This is a genomic window from Brevibacterium sp. 2SA (genome assembly GCF_005502845.1).
In the GTDB taxonomy this organism is placed as follows: Bacteria; Actinomycetota; Actinomycetes; order Actinomycetales; family Brevibacteriaceae; genus Brevibacterium.
Genome location: NZ_SCMW01000009.1, coordinates 1 through 16,846, shown reverse-complemented (window position 1 = coordinate 16,846; position 16,846 = coordinate 1). Strand labels below are relative to the sequence as shown.

Here is a 16,846-nt window from a genome sequence, read left to right as displayed (position 1 = left end):
CATGTCGCTGCGCTGGAAGATCTCCCTCCTCATCGTCGCGTCCGTGATCATCGCGGTGCTCTCGTGCAGCATCATCCTGCGCCAGTCCGCGGCCCGGGCCGAGGACGACCGGATGCGCTCGACCGTGACCGACCAGCTGACGAACGCGGTCAACATCTTCTCCGAGACCGGGGTGCTCACGCTCAACGCCCGCATCGACGATCCGCAGCTGCCTGCCGATGCCCGCGCGCAGGCGCTCAAGGGACAATCGGTGACGATCCGCTCGGAGGTCGACGGGGAGGAGATCGTGTGGGCGGCGGCCCCGATCGAGGTCGGCACGTACACCGAGGTGATCTCCGTGCGCGCGTCGACGGCCGACAGTCAGGAGCTCATCGGCCGCATCGACCAGGCCCTGCTCGTCGGCATGATCGGCTCCGCCCTCGTCGTCGGCGGCGTCGGCTCGCTCGTCGCCGGCCGCATCTCGCGCCGACTCACCCTCGGCGCCCAGGCGGCGCGGAAGATCGCCGCCGGGGACACGTCGATCCGCATCGCCGATGTCGTCGACGAATCGGATCAGGAGGTGTGGGCGTTCGCCTCGGCGGTCGACACCGCGGTGACGCGGCTGAGCGAGCGGATCGACTCCGAACAGCGCTTCACCGCTGACCTCGCCCACGAGATGCGCACCCCGCTCACGGGGCTCGTCAACGCCGCGAGCCTGCTCACCGAGGATTCGCGCCCGGCCGAGCTCGTCAAGGATCGCGTGCAGCGGATGCAGGTCCTCGTCGAGGATCTCCTCGAGGTCTCCCGACTCGACGCGGGACGCGCGAACCCGCAGTTCACCCGCATCGACATCGACCAGGCGATCCGCTCGCTGCTCGGCACGATGTCAGCCTCCGGGGCCCTGGCCGGGCATGAGATCGACGCGGAGTACGGCGCCCGTGGCGCCCTCCTCGTCACCGATGTCCGCCGATTCGAGCGCATCATCTCCAACCTGCTCGTCAACGCCATCAAGCACGGGGCTGATCCGATCCGTCTCACCACGAGCCCCGAGCACATCGTCGTCACCGACTCCGGCTCCGGCTACCCGGCCGACATCGTCGAGACGGGACCGACCCGGTTCGTCTCCGCCGGCGGCGGCGGCATGGGCCTCGGTCTCGTCATCGCGCAGGGGCAGGCGCGGCTGCTCGGGATCCGGCTCGTCTTCAGCAACGACCCCGACACCGGGGGTGCCCGCACCGAGGTGATCTTCCCCGATGCCGAAGCGCAGGCGATCGCCCTGCGTCAGCAGCTCGGAGTGGAGTAGGGATCCCTCGCCGAGGCGATGGCCAAGGAGGCCGGTCACGGAACGGTCGGTGCCGCGCACTTCGGTCACCGCGGTTCCGACGGCGCGCTGCTGCGGTCGGTGCGCCGGAAGCGTGCGACGACGGTCACGGCCCTGTCGGGTCTGTCCGTGACCGGTGCCGCGGTTGCCGCCGTGATGTTCGCCACCGCCGGCGGTGGCAGCGAGGTCAAGGTCGAGGCGACCGCCGATTCCGGCCCCAAGCAGGTCAGCGCCGAATCCGTCGACGCCGCGATTCCGGCCTCCGACGACACGACGAGCGTTGAGATCGGCGCGCCGAGCGCGAAGCAGGACGGAGCACAGGCCGCGAGCCGCGCGATCGAGAAGAGCGCACTGCCCGGCTGCTCGGCCGATCAGAAGTACAGCGCGGGGGCGAGCAACGGCGAGCTGCCCGAAGAGTGGCTCTGCGACCTCGGCAAGGGCGGACACCGACTGCGCGCCGATGCCGCGGTGTCGTTCGCCGAGATGAACGCCGCCTACAAGAAGGAGACGGGCAAGGAGATCCCGATCACCGACTCCTACCGCGACCTCGCCGGTCAGATCTCCGTGGCCGGCCGCAAGCCCGGCCTCTCCGCCCGCCCCGGCACGTCGATGCACGGCTGGGGCATCGCCCTCGACCTCGGCGGCGGCACCGAATCGAAGACCGGCCCGTGGGACTGGCTGGTCAAGAACGCCGGCAAGTACGGCTGGGAGAACCCGGACTGGGCCAAGTCGTCGAAGTACGAGCCCTGGCACTGGGAGTACGTCCCCGCCCGCGACAGCATCAAGGGCTGAGACTCCTCTACGTCTGCTCAACGCACGCACTGCGCTCGCTGTTCGAGGACCGGTCGTTGTCGACGCGCTGTGGCGGGCGCGGGCGGCTGACTCCCCGGCGCGCCGCACGCGGGACTCTCTGCCCGCTCACTGCTCTGCCCTCTCACTGCTCTGTTGGCGCCGCTCTGTCGCCGAGGTGGTTCCCCGGATGTCGCTGCCATGGTCCGATACGGTGCCGCGGACACGGTCCCCGCGCGACTCCGAGGTGGATCCGGCTCGAGATCGGGCGATTCTTCGAGCCGGATCCACCTCGAGAACGGCTCCTGGCCCGGGATTCGCCCCAGCCACGCCCGCGGCTCACCGTGTCCGCAGCTCACCGGGCCCGCAGCTCACTGCCGTCGCAGGGCGCGGGCGTAGCGCCGTCGGTAGATGACCTGCGCGATCCGCACAAGAGGCTCGCCGAGGCGCCAGATCCCCATCCTTGCCCGTGAGGCCGAGCGGAGGACGAGGAAGACCCGATCGTCGGGGAGATGGACGAGGAGGAATGACTCCTCACCGGTGATCGGATGACCGGGCTTCGTGCCGTAGGTGAAACCGCGGACGTCGGCCGCCTCGATGACAGCAAGCACCTGCGAGGGCTCGGGCAGGCGGAACGGACCCAAGCGCACCCGGATCGTCGGCTCCTGCCCCGCCTGCACCCGGACGCCGGCGGGGTCGATGTCGAAGCCGCTGCGGGTCTTCACCTCCCAGTGGAGAAGCTCCTCGGCGCAGCGCTCGAACGTCTTCCGCCCGTGACCGACGAACGATGCGGCCTCGTAGGTGCGGTGGTCGGCGGGACGGTCGAGCCACCTCGGCGAGTGCGGTTGTGTCAGCAGTGGAGAGTCGTCGGTGATCGGCGAAGTCATCTCCCCAACCTATCGAAGGGGTGTCGTTCGGCAGTAGAGTGCGAGGGGACGGCCGCCGTCGAACGAATGTCCGATCAGTGACTCGATGTCGGCCGCCGACCGGACCACGCCATCGGATCGAAGGGGAACCCACATGCGCACACTCACCGGCATCGATGAGGTCGAGGCGGCCGTCGGCACGGAGCTCGGGACGTCGGAGTGGCTGACCGTCGATCAGGACATGATCACTGCCTTCGCCGATGCCACCGACGACCATCAGTGGATCCACCTCGACGAGGAGCGTGCGGCCGCCGGGCCGTTCGGCGCGACGATCGCCCACGGCTTCTACACGCTCTCGCTCCTGCCGAAGTTCTCCGCCGAGATCTTCGCGATCGAGGGAGTGTCGATGAAGATCAACTACGGGCTCAACAAGGTCCGCTTCCCGCAGCCCGTCCTCGTCGACTCCCGACTGCGCGACACCGCCACCCTCACCGAGGTGACGCGCAGCCCGAAGGGCACGCAGCTGATCATCAGGCACGTCATCGAGATCGAGGGTCAGGAGAGGCCGGCCTGCATCGCGGAGATGGTCAGCCTCCTCGTCGAGTGAGGCGACGCGTCGAGCCATATGACGCGACGAGTGAGGCGCTGGGGGCTCAGCTGGGACGGTACTCGTCGAGCATCTGGGCGACGCGGATGTAGCCGAGATGCGAGTAGGCCTGTGGGTGGTTGCCCAGGTGCATCTCGGCGACGGGGTCGTACTCCTCGGGCAGCAGGCCGGTGGGCCCGAGCAGATTGTCGAGCTGCCGGAAGAGATCCCACGCATCGTCGATACGGCCGACCTTGATGAACGCCTCGATGAGCCACGTCGTGCAGATGTGGAACCCGCCCTCGAGACCGGGCAGGCCGTCCTCGTAGCGGTAGCGGAAGACCGTGGGCCCGACGCGCAGCTCCCGTTCGATGGCGTCGACGGTCGCGATGAACCGCGGGTCATCGGCCTCGAGCAGACCGCTCAAGCCGACGAACAGACCCGCCGCATCGAGATCCGGTTCGCCGTAGGCGACGGTGAAGGCACCGACCTCCTCGTTGAAGCCATGGGTGAGGATGTCGCTCTTGATCTCCTCGCGCAGCTGACGCCACGCCCCGGGCAACTGCTTGTCGAAGCGCTCAGCGATCCGCAGGGCGCGGTCGACGGTCACCCAGCACATCACTCGCGTGTAGACGTTGTGCTTGGGCGCGCGCCGGGCCTCCCAGATGCCGTGATCGGCCTCGAACCAGCGTCGGCTCACCGCCTCGACCATCTGGGTCGTCAGCGTCCAGTAGGCCTCGGGCAGCTCGCCGAGGCGCTCGGTGAGTTCGTCGAGGAGTTCGGTGACCGGCCCGAAGACGTCGAGCTGCACCTGGTGCTCAGCGGCGTTGCCGACCCGCACCGGGCGCGACCCGGCGTATCCGGGCAGATGCGCGAGCACCGCCTCGGTGGTCAGTGCCGAACCGTCGACGGCGTAGAGCGGGTGGAGCTGTTCGGGAGCGACCGTGTGGGAGAGGATCCCCGTCAGCCACGAGAGGAACCCTTCCGCCTCGGCGGTGGATCCGAGGGCCAGCAGCGCCCGCGCCGTCATCGATCCGTCGCGCAGCCACGTGTAGCGGTAATCCCAGTTGCGGACGCCGCCGATGCCCTCGGGCAGGGAGGTCGTCGGGGCGGCGAGGATGCCGCCGGTGGGCTCATGGCAGAGCGCGCGCAGGGTGATCGCGGACCGGATGACCTCCTCGCGGTGATGGCCGGGGATCGCGAGCGTGCTCGCCCAGTTGCGCCAGAAGTTCAGCGCCCGATCCCGGACATGGCCCTCTCCGCCCTCGGCGATGAACCGGGCGTCGCCGGTGCCCGACCCGCACGCGAGGACGAGGACGACCTGGCCGCCGGGGAAGTCCGAGGGCACGACGACCGCCTCGGCGGTCTGGGACTGTCCCGACTCGACGATCTCGAAGTCGACGCCGGGAGCGATGAGCCGGATCGGCTCCGAGGTGCCGAGCACGCGCACCCCGTCGCGGATCGGCGCGAGCCGGGTGGGCACGGTGGCGTAGTCGAGTCGCGGGGCGAAGCGGATCCGCGCGGGCGCGTCGCCGGTGAGGACACGGACGACGATCGTGTCGTCGCTCGCGCCGTCGACGGGCGCGAGGTAGTCGATGCAGCTCAGCCCCGGCCACCGGGTCTCGAGCAGCGTCGAATGCGTGAGGTAGCGCTGAGTGAGCGGGTCGACCCCGGATTCGGCGCCCACGGCGAAGTAGCCGGCGGCGGCGGAGCCGAGGATCTCGGAGAACATCGACGATGAGTGCGGCAGCGGGTGAGGCATCCAGCAGATGCTGCCGCCCGGGTCGACGAGGGCCGTCGACTGCCCGTTGCCGAGCATGCTGTGCCGCTGGATCGGGATCGCCTCGCGACCGAACAGCCACGACTTGCGCAGCTCGTAGATCGCGGCGAGGACGACGGAGACGACGTCGGGCGAATCGATGCGGAACTCCGCGTGGGTCTCCGTCCCGTCGTCGCCGACCTTGAGACCGAGGTCGAAGTCGCCGAGGATCTCGAGGGCGAGCTCGTCGGAGCGGTCATCGCCGATGAAGACGACGACTTCGGCACCCGTCTCCGCGCGCAGGTTCGCCAGAGCCTCGGCCTTCGACGAGGGCACGACGGAGAGGTCGACGACCTGCTTGCCCCGGGTCGGGAAGATCTCGTGCTTCTCCACGAGCGCGGCGATGCCGTCCTCGACCTTCTGCCTGGCATCGTCGTCGAGACCGCGCAGGTGGACTGCCGCACCCGCCGTCTTGTGCTCGATCACCTCGGCGGGCAGGGTGTCGACGAGGTCGCGGCGGAAGGCCTCGAGTGCCGCCCGCTGCCGCGGTTCGAGCGCGCGGTGCACCTCGCTGTCGGTCTCGCCGCCGTGGGAGCCGAAGAGGTGGACCTCGCGCGGCAGCCGGGACATCGCCGCGAGATCCCGAAGGCTGCGACCGGAGATGACGCCCGCCGAGGTCGACGGCAGCAGCGCGAGCGCGCGGAGCGAATCGACCGAGCTCTCGAGCGGGTACGCCTCGGCGGGGTTGGCGACGATCGGCGCGATCGTGCCGTCGTAGTCGGTGGCGATGAGCAGCGACGGTGACCGTGAGACCTGGAAGAGACGCCGGAAGAGCTCATCGGGCAGGGCGCGACTGGCCTCGGCGAGATCGCCGAGGAGGCCCGACGACGACACGGACGCCGAGATCGGAGTCAGGGGGGACACATGGCCGTAGTCGTTCTCGACAGTGCTCATCTCACCTCAGGCTTCGGGTCGGAGGTCGGGTGTCGGTCGGTGGTGCGGGTTATTCGGCTGCGGTGTCGTGCGCGTCGTCGGCGGCATCCGCGCTGCGGGCGGCCTGTCTGCCCTTGCTGATGCGCGAGTACCCGCCGATGATGAAGATCACTCCCGCGATGAGCGAGGCGGCTCCCGTGAAGCCGATGATCGCCAGTGCCTGGAAGTCGGTGCCGAACAGGAGGATGATGCCGAGCAGGACGTGGACGGCGGCGGAGATGAGGAAGTCCGAGGCCATCGGGTGGTGGACGAGCTTGCGGTAGTTCCACAGCTCGATGAGACCGTGGAGGACGGCCCAGATGCTCAGGGCAGCGCGCACCTCGGCGGGCTGGTCGGCCATGAAGAGGAAGACGATCGCCGGAACCGTGATGATCGCCTGGCCGAAGATCGCAGTGCGCACCGACAGCGGCGAGCGCAGAGCCTGGTAGACGAGGGCGAGCGCGAGCAGCGCGAGGTAGCCGATGCTGAGCAGATCGACGATGTCGACGCCGAGGGACAGCTGCATCGGATTGACCGCATCACGCGGCCAGAACACGGTGGCGAAGCCGAAGAGGACACCGAGGATGCCGCGGACGATCATCGGCGCGCCCATCGTCCTGGCCTCGGCGATCAGCTCCGAGGCGGGGGCGACGGGTTCGGTGCGGGATTCTTCAGTACTCATCACCCGTCCAGTTTAGGTCTCCGACCCCACCGAGTCCCAGTAGCCAAATATTCTTCTATTTACGTAATTACGTAATTCATGTATTCTCGAGCCATGAGCACCGCGTCATCCGATTCCGCGCACACCCCAGCGACCGCGAGCACCGCCCTCGAGGCTCGCCTCGGGGCCCTCGAAGCGCGGGTGGCCGAGCTCGAAAGCACGCGGGGGCTCGACGGTTCTCGGGAGGGGGAACCGGCCACCGCGAGCGAGGGTGCGCAGGCGACCGATGGTGGGCACACACGATCGGGTGAGCGCGCGACCACTGGAGAACAGGCGACCACCCGCGGCGCCTCGGCGCCCCGCTTCTCTGCGGGCGGGCCGGATGACGACACGTTCTGGGTCCTCAACGGACTCGTCGAGCGCCTCGGCGACGGCGGCGGCGTCACCTATGCCGGTCAGGTCACTCCGCCGGGCACCGATTCCCCAGTCGCGTGGCAGATGGGGCTGACCGCGACAGGGTTCGACGAGATCGATTTCGCACAGGCCGCACCAGCCCTGTCGGCGTTCAGTCACCCCGTCCGGCTCGCACTCCTCCAGGCGATCCACTCGGGCGCGACGACCGTCGCCGAGCTCAGTGCCGACGACCGCTTCGGCACGACCGGCCAGATCTATCACCATCTCAAGGCGCTGGCCGCCGCCGGCTGGCTCGAGAACTTCCCGCGCGGCCACTGGCGCGTGCCCGCGCAGAAGGTCATCCCGCTCCTCACCCTCATCCTCATCGGAACCCAATGACCCCACCGGCGGCGATCGCCGCGCCGCCCGACACACCCTGACCTGCCCGAGGCACCACGACCAGCCGTTTCATCGACCAACCGACACCACGACCAACCCCACCACATCACCGACCAGTCGCTTCACCGATCAGCCGCCTCACTGACCACTCGACTCACTGACCAGCCGCCTCACGGACCGCTCGACTCACCGGATCAGCGCAGCCCTGGTCAGGCACATCGTCGACCCGTCACATCACCTCTGCCTCTGCATCGCATCACCTCAATCACTCGATATCAGGAGTTGCCATGACTATGACATCCGCCACTGACACGGATACCCGGCGGACACCTCGGCGCCGGGCGATCGCCGTCACCGCGGCCGCGCTCACGGCGATCGTCGCCGTCCTCCTCACCCCTCTCCCCCGCGGATTCCAGGGTGACGTCACCGGCGATGAAGCGCTCATGGAGGCCACCGCGGCCGCGCTCGGCAGCGGGCACTGGCAGCACGTCGCCGTCGCGAAGGTCGACGGGGACACCGTGACGACGGCGGGCACGGGTGCCGACGCGACCACGGAGTTCGAGATCGGCTCCCTGACGAAGACCTTCACCGCCGCCCTCTTCGCCGATGCGATCGACCGGGGTGAGGTGACCGAGGGGACCCGCCTCGGCGAGATCTGGCCTCAGCTCGACGGGAAAGCCGCCGAGGTGACCCTGTCCTCACTCGCGATGCAGCGTTCCGGACTGCCCAGGGTCGAACCGGCGCCGAGCGTCGGTGATGCGGTCGCATCGGTCCTTGCGTCCTACCTCCACCGCGATCCGTACCGCGGCAGCGTCGACGACCTCATCCGCACCCTCGGCGACACCGACGTCAGCGATACGACCCCGGAGTACTCGAACTTCGGGTTCGCGGTCCTCGGGCAGTCGCTCGCGAAGGTCAGCGGCATGAGCTACCGGGAGCTCGTGAAGCAGCGGATCACGCAGCCGCTGGGGATGAGCAGGACGTACGTGCCCGCCTCGGCGACGGGGCTCTCGCACGGATACACGGCATCGGGACTGCCTGCGGCACCCTGGACCCTCGGCGCATCGGCCCCCGCAGGGGCGATCCGGTCGACCGCGGACGACATGGCGATCTGGCTGCGCGCCACGATGGAGGGCACCGCGCCGGGAGCCGTCGCTGCCCTGCCGCGGGCCGACTTCGACGAGGCCGACCGCATCGGCTTCGCGTGGATGACGACGACAGGGCGCACCCCGGCCATCACCTGGCACAACGGCGGCACCGGCGGGTACAGCTCGTTCCTCGGCTTCACTGCGGACGCAGGCACGGGGATCGTCGTCCTCGCCGACTCCGCGATCTCCGTCGACGGCGCCATCGACCTCATCTCCACTGCGTCCGGCTCCGCTGCGCCCCAGCCCACCGGAACAGCTCCCGCTGGGTCCCCCTCCGCTGGGTCCCCCTCCACTGAGTCCGCCGAGGTGGGGGCCGCCTCGGCGCGATCCGTCCCCGGCACCGTCTTCCCTCCCACCGCACCCCGTTCCGCCCGAATCGAAGGAGACCGCTCATGAGCGCAGCCCTCGTCTCAACGATCGTCACGACCCTCGTCCTCGCGTACGCTGCGTGGACCGCGCTGGCCGCCGGCCGACGGGCCCAGTCGCGCCGTCAGCTGCTTGCGGGCCTGCTCCCGGCCGTCGCGTTCGTCCTGCTCATCCGTCTCATCGGAGCTTTCGGGGGATGGACGGACGCCGCGCTCTGGGTGTGGCTGGCCGCGCTGGTCGCCTGCGTCTGGGCGGCATTCCGCGCCGCCTCGGTGTGGCCGGACCTGCCGTGGAGCGCTGCCGATCCGAAGGTCGCACGCGGTGAGGTTCCGCGCCTCGTCGTCGGAGCGGCGTTCGCCGCCGCCATCGCCGGAGCACTCGTCCTCCCCGGCCTGTTCCTGGGGTGAGCGCCATCGGTCGCGATGCTGGGCACCACCGGCCGACGACCGCCGATCAGAGCACGACGACTACCGAACAGAGCACCGACGACCGCCGAACAGAGCACCGACGATCACCGTTTAAGGCACAACGACCGCCGGTCGGATAACTCGAGAGAAGACACGCACGAGAACACATCAAGGAGAATGCATCATGGTCAATCGACAGCTCCCGCGTCCGAGCGCACAGTCGTGGACGGCCGCAGTCATCGCAGCGATCCTCGGCGGGATCGTGGGATTCCTGCTCTTCGATCCGCTCTTCGCGGTCCCGTTCGCCGTCATGGGCTTCTTGGTCGGCATCGGAGGCGCCTACAGCATCCAATCGGCGAAGAAGCCCGACGACCGCCCCGACTCCCCCGGCGACTGAAGACGCGAGCGTCACCGCGGAGTGACGGCGGGGCCGCAGCGACAGCTGGGCCGCAGCGACAGCTGCTGAGCCGTGAAGCCCAGGTGCTGGACTGCGAAGTCAAGCTGCTGCGCCGTGCGGTGCGGCTATTCGGCCGAGCGGCCGAGCGAAAGAACTACTTGGCCGAGAGGTTGAGGGTCCCGTCGGAGTCGGTGACCTGGTAGGTCGGCAGCGCTTCGGTCGCCGGACCGGAGAGCACTTCGCCGCTCGTCGCCGAGTAGCGCGAGGAGTGGCACGGGCACACGATCTCGGTCTCGGTCACGGTGCGGACCTGGCACCCCTGGTGGGTGCACACGGAGGAGAAGGCATGGAACTCCCCCTGCTTCGGCTGGGTGACGACGTAGGCCTCGTCGACGACGATGCCCGACCCGACGGGCACATCGCTCGCCGGCACGGTCGCATCCGGCGGCGCCGACGCCGAGGACCCCGCACCGGATCCCGAATCGTCGGAGCTGCACGCCGAGGTGAGTCCGACCACCGCGGCTGTGCCGACAGCCCCTGCGGAGGTGATCATCGTGCGCCTGTTCGGTTCCATGCAGCTCTCCTCAGCTCGCCGGTGGGTCTCCCCACCCAGCCTATCGCGGCCCCCGCGCCGGTCCTGAACACTCGCGTCAGGGTCGTCCACTAGGCTGGGCGCATGACCGCCCCAGCCACGACCTCCGCCCTCGACGTCCTCCACGATGTCTTCGGCTACGAGGACTTCCGCGGCCAGCAGGCGGCGATCGTCGACCGCCTCGTCGGCGGCGGTGATGCCGTCGTGCTCATGCCCACCGGCGGCGGCAAATCGCTCTGCTATCAGATCCCCGCGCTCGTGCGCGAGGGCACCGGCATCGTCATCTCCCCACTCATCGCCCTCATGGCCGACCAGGTCGCGGCGCTCGACAACCTCGGCGTGCGGGCCGCCTACCTCAACTCCACCCTCGACATCGACGAAGCGCAGGACGTCGAACGCCGCCTCCTCGATGGGGAGCTCGACCTCCTCTACCTCGCCCCCGAACGCCTTGTCCTCCCCCGGACGATGCAGCTGCTCGAGCGGGCGGACATCTCCCTGTTCGCGATCGACGAGGCGCACTGCGTCTCCCAGTGGGGTCACGATTTCCGCAGCGACTACCTCGGCCTCGGGGTGCTCGCCGACCGCTTCCCCGCCGTCCCCCGCATCGCCCTGACCGCGACGGCGACCCCGGCCACGCATGCCGAGCTCACCGAGCGCCTGCAGCTGCGCGACGCCGAGCACTTCGTCGCGAGCTTCGACCGCCCCAACATCACCTACCGGATCGAGCCGAAGGCCTCGGCCCGCTCCCAGCTCATCAGCTTCATCACCACCGAACACCCCGGTGACTCCGGGATCGTCTACTGTCTGTCCCGGCGCGGGGTCGAACAGCTCGCCGAGGCGCTCGTGGCCCGCGGCATCCCCGCCCTTCCGTACCACGCAGGTCTGCCCGCCGAGGTGCGCGCCGAGCACCAGGCCCGCTTCCTCCGCGAGGACGGTCTCGTCATGGTCGCGACGATCGCCTTCGGCATGGGCATCGACAAACCCGACGTCCGCTTCGTCGCCCACCTCGACCTGCCGCGCAGCGTCGAAGGCTACTACCAGGAGACCGGACGAGCCGGTCGCGACGGCCTGCCCGCGGATGCGTGGATGGTCTACGGCCTCGGCGACGTCGTCTCCCAGCGCCGCCTCATCGAATCCGGGGAGGGCGACCAGGCCCACAAACGCCGCGTGATGGCCCACCTCGACTCGATGCTCGCCCTGTGCGAGACAGTCGACTGCCGCCGCGTCCAGCTGCTGCGCTACTTCGACGAGGAGTCCGCTCCGTGCGGCAACTGCGACACCTGCCTGACACCCCCGGCGACGTGGGATGCGACCGTGGCCGTGCAGAAGCTGCTCTCGACGGTCATCCGCCTCGACCGCGAACGCGGCCAGCGCTTCGGCTCCGGCCAGGTCATCGACGTTCTCCGCGGCAGTGCCAACGACCGTTCCCGGGCCTCCGACCATGAGAGCCTCAGCGTGTGGGGCGTCGGCGCCGACCTGTCCGAGGGCGAATGGAAGGCCGTCATCCGACAGAGCCTGGCCCGCGGACTCCTCGAATCCCACGGTGACTACGGCGTGCTCGTCCTCGGGCCCGCCGCCGACCCGGTGCTGCGGGGGCAGACCGAGGTCTCGATGCGCGTCGATCCGGTGAGGAAGTCCGGTGGCTCGCGCTCAGGATCGAAGCGCCGAGGCGGTCCCGAGGTCGCACTCGACGCCGCCGACTCCGCGCTGTTCGACGCCCTGCGGTCCTGGCGCGCGGGACAGGCGAAGGAACAGAGCGTGCCCGCCTACGTCATCTTCCCCGACGCGACGATCTACGGCATCGTCGAAGCCAAACCGACATCGCTTGACAGCCTCGGCCAGGTCAGCGGTGTCGGACTGAAGAAGCTCGAACGCTACGGCGACGCTGTGCTCGAGGTCCTCGCGGCTCACAGAGGCTGATCGGCTGTCGCCTCCGTCTGCGCGAACGCCTCCGGTCCCGCCTCGGCGGCGGCCGGATCCATCCACATGAACTCGAGGATGTTCCCGTCGGGATCGGTCATGCTGATGCCGTACATGAACCCGTGATCCGTCGGTGGGCGGTTCTCTCCGCCGCCGGCTTCGAGGATCGCGGTGCGCATCGCATCGACGTCGGCTCGGGACTCCCGGGAGAGCGCGGTCATCACCTGCGCCACGGAGTGCGGATCGGCGATCGGCTTGTCGGTGAAGGTCTGGAGATACTCCTTGGCGAGGATCATGAAGAAGATCGCGTCGTCCCACTTCACGCATGCAGCGTTGTCGTCGGAGAACTCGGGGACGATCTGCGTGCCGAGCGCCGAGTAGAAGGCCTTCGCCCGTTCGAGGTCGAGGGTGGGGAGGTTGACGAAGATCTGGGACATGACTGCTCCTTCGCAGTGAGGTGGTCGCGCGGATGCGGTGCCGCACTTCATCCTCACCGGTCGCCGACTCCGAGTCAACGGTCACGGTAACCCGGCCCCACCTCGGCGAACGACCGTGACGGCAGCCTGTCCACGGGAATCCGCGGGGCGAGCGGCCGAACGGCCCCACCTCGGCGGACTGACCGGACTTCGCGGACTCACCCGCGGTGGTGGCCGAAGACGAGGCTCGTCTGCGTGTGGGCGATCGTCGTGTCCGAGAGATGCTCTTCGATGAATGTGTGGAGACCGCGGGGGTGGCTCGCGGCGATGTGGACGAGGAGGTCGCGCTCACCGGAGACCTGGAAGACCTCGAGGGTCTCCGGCACCTCGAGGAGGCGGGCGATGACCGAGGCGATCGCGGCGCGTCCGACCGGTGTCATCCGCACGGAGACCATTCCGAAGACCGTGAGACCGAGCGCCTCCCAGTCGATGTCGGCGTGGAAGCCCTTGATGACCCCGCGCCGGCGCAGGGCGCTCACCCGGCCCGAGCACGTCGAGGGCGCGAGCCCCACCCGTTCGGCGAGATCTTTGTTCGAGATCCGGGCATCGGCACTGAGCTCGCGGAGGATCGCCAGGTCGGTCGCGGCCAGGGGCGCACCCGGTTCGGCACGGTGATCGGTGATGAGACTCGAATGATTCACCATTCTCCTAGAGGTTTTCCGTCGATCGTTCACTTCCGCATCGATCGTCTCGCATCTTTGACACGATGGGAAGACGATCCGACGTGTCACCGTCGTCACCGCCCGACAGTGACCGACCCGCGAAGGAAGGACCCCCGATGACCGAGCTCGACCGCGCCGCCTGCGAACGCCGCGACGCCGCTGACCCCCTGCGCGGCTTCCGCGACGACTTCATCATCGACGAGGGCACGATCTACCTCGACGGCAATTCGCTGGGCGCACGCCCGCGCGGCGCTGCCGAACGGGCGCAGGAAGTCATCGCCGAGGAATGGGGCACCGGCCTCATCCGCTCGTGGAACACCGCCGGCTGGTTCGAGATGCCGGCCGCCCTCGGCGAGAAGGTCTCCGGCCTCGTCGGTGGCGGCGCCGGCAGCACGGTCGTCACGGACACGACGTCGATCAATCTCTTCAAGGCCGCCTCGGCGGCGCTGCGCATCCAGCGCGAGGACGCCCCCGACCGCCGGATCATCCTCACCCAGCGGGAGAACTTCCCCTCCGACATCTACATGCTCCAGGGCCTCGCCGAGCAGCTCGGCGACGGGTACGAGGTGCGCCTCGTCGACGACGCCGAGGTGACCGCCGGCTTCCCGCAGTCGATGAGCGACGAGGTGGCCCTCGTCGTCCTCACCCACGTCAACTACCGCACCGGCCGGCTCTTCGACATGCGGTCGACGACCGAGGCGATCCACGCCGGCGGCGCCCTGGCGATCTGGGATCTGTGCCATTCGGCCGGCGCTCTGCCCATCGACCTCGCCGGCGACGGCGCCGACATGGCCGTCGGGTGCACGTACAAGTTCCTCAACGGCGGCCCCGGCTCCCCGGCCTTCATCTGGGTGTCCGAAGACCTGCAGAACCGGTTCGCCCAGCCGCTGTCGGGGTGGTGGAGTCACGCGAAGCCGTTCGAGATGAGCCCGGACTACGCCCCTGCTGAGGGGATCCGCCGCTTCCTCACCGGCACGCAGGGCATCGTGTCGATGTCCGTCGCCGAGGTGGGCCTCGACGTGGCGGCGCGCGCGGACATGGGCGTGGTGCGGGAGAAGTCGCTCGCGCTCAGCGACCTCTTCATCGACCTCGTCGAGCAGCGCTTGGCCGCTCACCCGGTCGAGATCGTCACCCCGCGCGACCATGCGCACCGCGGTTCGCAGGTCTCCATCGCCCATGAGGAGGGGTTCGCGATCATGAGTGCGCTCATCGACCGCGGCATCATCGGCGACTACCGCGAACCGTCGATCCTCCGCTTCGGCCTCACCCCGCTCTACCTCGGCTTCACCGACGTGTGGGACACCGTCGAGGCGCTGCGCGACATCCTGGACAACCGCCTGTGGGACACCCCCGAATACCAGGTTCGCGGCGCGGTCACGTAGGCCACGAGCCTCGGATCTCAGCAGCCGTCCGGACGCTCGGCAAGACAGCGTTCGGCAATTCTGCGATGGGTTGCTCAGCGCCGGGCCACTCTGCGCTGGGCTACTCTGCGCTGGGTTGCTCAGCTCTGGGTTGCTCAGCGCCCGGAGTGCTGGACCACCTCGGCGTAGACGCCGAAGAAGGGCTCACCCACACGGTTCGGCGCCCTCGTCGCGGCAAGCGTCCGCAGCAGACGGTCGGTGCGCTCGCCAGTGGTCGGGTCGAGATCAACGACGGCGCAGCGCGGCACCGGTCCCCCGATCCGCACGCGCAGCCCGTCGACCGCCCCGCGCAGGGTCATCACCCGCCCCAGCCACGACTCCTCGACGAACGGCTCGTCGGTCTCGACGAGGAGCGTCGCCCGGAAGCGGTGGAAGAGCTCAGCCACCGCGGTATCGCCGATCGGCTGAGACCGTTCACCGTCGGCCGCTGTGGCATGCCCGGCTGCCCCGGTGCGGTTCTCCTCGGCACGGTGCGCCACCTCGGCGATTGAGGCTGTGGCGACGATCGTCAGCGGCTGTCCGAAGACGATCGCTCCGCGCGGGGCCTGTGCCACATGCACCGCCTGCGCGAGGTGGTCGGAGAACAGCTCGGTGTGGGCGCCGGTCATCAGGCCGAGTTCGACGGAACGCCCCCAGTAATCGCAGGTCAGTGTCTCGCCGGAGAGTTCGGGCGCCTCGGCAACCGTCGTGCCGTCGGGCAGCGTCACCACCAGCTGGGACCCCTGCAGGCGCGCGACGACGGAGAGCAGCGAGGGATGCTGCACGGTCCGCAGAACCCGCCCGCGGGCGGCATCGACGAGGCAGAAACGACGATCGCCGAGCGGACCGTGCGCATCGAATTCGACGTCCGGCTGGACGCTGTGCCGGGTCCCCTTGATCGGAGTGAAGGCGACAGCGCGGGTCTCGACCACCTCGGCGATCTCCTCTCTGAAACTCCGTCCGTCGGACGGCACCTGCCCGACCACACCAGCCGGACACGGCCGACTCCATCGGTCGGACGGGGGCCGACTGTGGGGACAACCCACATTCCATCTCGCGAGCGTCCGCGTCCCACACTAGGGGATCGTCCACGGCGCGCAATCACCCCCACTAGGCTGGTGCACGGACGCACATCTGCGTACACAGCGCACCTGACCAAGGAGTCTGCTCATGCCGAAGATCACGATCGGCCTCGGAATCGTCCTCATCGTCCTCGGAGTCATCGCGTGGTTCGCCACCGCCATGGCGAGCGTGACCGCGCTCATCCCCGCGTTCCTCGGTCTCGTCATCGCGATCTGCGGTGTCATCGGCATCCGCCGCCCGAAGATCGGGATCCACATCGCGCTCGTCGTCGCCCTCCTCGGCGTCATCGGGACGTTCATGAACGTCCTGCAGCTCGGCGCCCTCTTCGCCGGCACCGCCGAGCGCCCGGCCGCGGTCATCGTCAGCACGATCACGTTCGTCCTCCTCATCATCTACATCATCCTCGGCATCCGCTCGTTCATCGCGGCCCGCCGGAGCCCCTCCGCTAACCTCGGCTGAGCCCGGGCCTTCGCCGAGGCCGCCGCCGGTGACCCTTGGGCGCGGCGCCGCCGGTGACCCTTGGGCGCGGCACCGCCGGAGACCCTTAGGCGCGGCGTTGCCGGCAACTCCGAGGGATCGTCCTTGACCTGCGGGTCGACTTGGCAGACCATCGAAGGGATCGAGGAGGATCATATGACTGCTGACTCAGCATCCACCCCCGCTCCCGCCC

The 16,846-nt window shown here is 69.2% G+C and carries 17 protein-coding genes; 10 read left to right on the top strand and 7 right to left on the bottom strand.

The genetic code is table 11. From position 1 onward, the window contains the following. Position 1 precedes the first annotated feature (1 nt). Positions 2–1,282 (top strand): HAMP domain-containing sensor histidine kinase, encoded by a 1,281-nt coding sequence (locus FFS20_RS05545; protein ID WP_137824928.1) that lies wholly within the window; start codon positions 2–4, stop codon positions 1,280–1,282. Between the two features lie 18 nt (positions 1,283–1,300). Beyond that, positions 1,301–2,092 (top strand): M15 family metallopeptidase, encoded by a 792-nt coding sequence (locus FFS20_RS05540; protein ID WP_137824927.1) that lies wholly within the window; start codon positions 1,301–1,303, stop codon positions 2,090–2,092. Between the two features lie 368 nt (positions 2,093–2,460). Here the strand turns inward: FFS20_RS05540 and FFS20_RS05535 are convergent, their stop codons facing one another. After that, entirely contained in the window at positions 2,461–2,976 is a 516-nt protein-coding gene (locus FFS20_RS05535; protein ID WP_137824926.1) for a DUF1990 domain-containing protein, read from the bottom strand. A 133-nt stretch (positions 2,977–3,109) separates the two neighbouring features. Between FFS20_RS05535 and FFS20_RS05530 the strand changes: the two genes are divergently transcribed. Further along, positions 3,110–3,562 carry a MaoC family dehydratase gene (locus FFS20_RS05530; protein WP_137824925.1) on the top strand — a complete coding sequence of 151 codons (453 nt, stop codon included), beginning with the start codon at positions 3,110–3,112 and terminating at the stop codon, positions 3,560–3,562. A gap of 46 nt (positions 3,563–3,608) precedes the next feature. On the opposite strand, the gene otsB is transcribed toward FFS20_RS05530, so the two are convergent. After that, a complete protein-coding gene (otsB, locus tag FFS20_RS05525) occupies positions 3,609–6,254 on the bottom strand; it encodes a trehalose-phosphatase (protein ID WP_137824924.1) in 2,646 nt (881 codons plus the stop codon). Positions 6,255–6,303: 49 nt separating this feature from the next. Beyond that, on the bottom strand, positions 6,304–6,954 hold the full coding sequence (locus FFS20_RS05520) for a hypothetical protein (protein ID WP_137824923.1): 651 nt from the start codon (positions 6,952–6,954) through the stop codon (positions 6,304–6,306). A 93-nt stretch (positions 6,955–7,047) separates the two neighbouring features. Here FFS20_RS05520 and FFS20_RS05515 point away from each other — a divergent pair, with 93 nt between their 5' ends. The 4 genes from FFS20_RS05515 to FFS20_RS05500 all read left to right on the top strand — a co-directional run bounded on the left by FFS20_RS05515 (position 7,048) and on the right by FFS20_RS05500 (position 10,043). Beyond that, on the top strand, positions 7,048–7,725 hold the full coding sequence (locus tag FFS20_RS05515) for a winged helix-turn-helix domain-containing protein (protein WP_137824922.1): 678 nt from the start codon (positions 7,048–7,050) through the stop codon (positions 7,723–7,725). 287 nt (positions 7,726–8,012) lie between these two features. Next, the gene (locus tag FFS20_RS05510) at positions 8,013–9,269 is read left to right on the top strand and encodes a serine hydrolase domain-containing protein (RefSeq protein WP_137824921.1); all 1,257 of its coding nucleotides are present in this window, start codon (positions 8,013–8,015) and stop codon (positions 9,267–9,269) included. Further along, the gene (locus FFS20_RS05505) at positions 9,266–9,646 is read left to right on the top strand and encodes a hypothetical protein (RefSeq protein WP_137824920.1); all 381 of its coding nucleotides are present in this window, start codon (positions 9,266–9,268) and stop codon (positions 9,644–9,646) included. Before FFS20_RS05510 ends, FFS20_RS05505 begins: the two co-directional genes overlap by 4 nt. A 184-nt stretch (positions 9,647–9,830) precedes the next feature. Continuing rightward, positions 9,831–10,043 carry a hypothetical protein gene (locus FFS20_RS05500; RefSeq protein WP_137824919.1) on the top strand — a complete coding sequence of 71 codons (213 nt, stop codon included), beginning with the start codon at positions 9,831–9,833 and terminating at the stop codon, positions 10,041–10,043. 154 nt (positions 10,044–10,197) lie between these two features. Here the strand turns inward: FFS20_RS05500 and FFS20_RS05495 are convergent, their stop codons facing one another. Further along, a complete protein-coding gene (locus FFS20_RS05495; protein ID WP_137824918.1) occupies positions 10,198–10,617 on the bottom strand; it encodes a Rieske (2Fe-2S) protein in 420 nt (139 codons plus the stop codon). A 102-nt stretch (positions 10,618–10,719) separates the two neighbouring features. Between FFS20_RS05495 and recQ the strand changes: the two genes are divergently transcribed. Then, the gene (gene recQ / locus FFS20_RS05490) at positions 10,720–12,555 is read left to right on the top strand and encodes a DNA helicase RecQ (protein WP_137824917.1); all 1,836 of its coding nucleotides are present in this window, start codon (positions 10,720–10,722) and stop codon (positions 12,553–12,555) included. Here recQ and FFS20_RS05485 read toward each other — a convergent pair. Together FFS20_RS05485 and FFS20_RS05480 are read right to left on the bottom strand one after the other, a co-directional pair. Next, positions 12,543–12,992 carry a VOC family protein gene (locus FFS20_RS05485; RefSeq protein ID WP_137824916.1) on the bottom strand — a complete coding sequence of 150 codons (450 nt, stop codon included), beginning with the start codon at positions 12,990–12,992 and terminating at the stop codon, positions 12,543–12,545. The genes recQ and FFS20_RS05485 overlap by 13 nt on opposite strands. A gap of 197 nt (positions 12,993–13,189) precedes the next feature. Beyond that, positions 13,190–13,675, bottom strand: a complete 486-nt coding sequence (locus FFS20_RS05480; protein ID WP_137824915.1) for an Lrp/AsnC family transcriptional regulator — start codon at positions 13,673–13,675, stop codon at positions 13,190–13,192. A 134-nt stretch (positions 13,676–13,809) separates the two neighbouring features. Here FFS20_RS05480 and kynU point away from each other — a divergent pair, with 134 nt between their 5' ends. After that, positions 13,810–15,075 (top strand): kynureninase, encoded by a 1,266-nt coding sequence (gene kynU, locus FFS20_RS05475; protein WP_137824914.1) that lies wholly within the window; start codon positions 13,810–13,812, stop codon positions 15,073–15,075. 134 nt (positions 15,076–15,209) lie between these two features. Here kynU and FFS20_RS05470 read toward each other — a convergent pair whose 3' ends face one another. Continuing rightward, positions 15,210–16,025 carry an MOSC N-terminal beta barrel domain-containing protein gene (locus FFS20_RS05470; RefSeq protein ID WP_249356686.1) on the bottom strand — a complete coding sequence of 272 codons (816 nt, stop codon included), beginning with the start codon at positions 16,023–16,025 and terminating at the stop codon, positions 15,210–15,212. Between the two features lie 238 nt (positions 16,026–16,263). Here FFS20_RS05470 and FFS20_RS05465 point away from each other — a divergent pair, with 238 nt between their 5' ends. Further along, positions 16,264–16,635, top strand: a complete 372-nt coding sequence (locus FFS20_RS05465; protein ID WP_137824913.1) for a hypothetical protein — start codon at positions 16,264–16,266, stop codon at positions 16,633–16,635. Positions 16,636–16,846 lie beyond the last annotated feature (211 nt).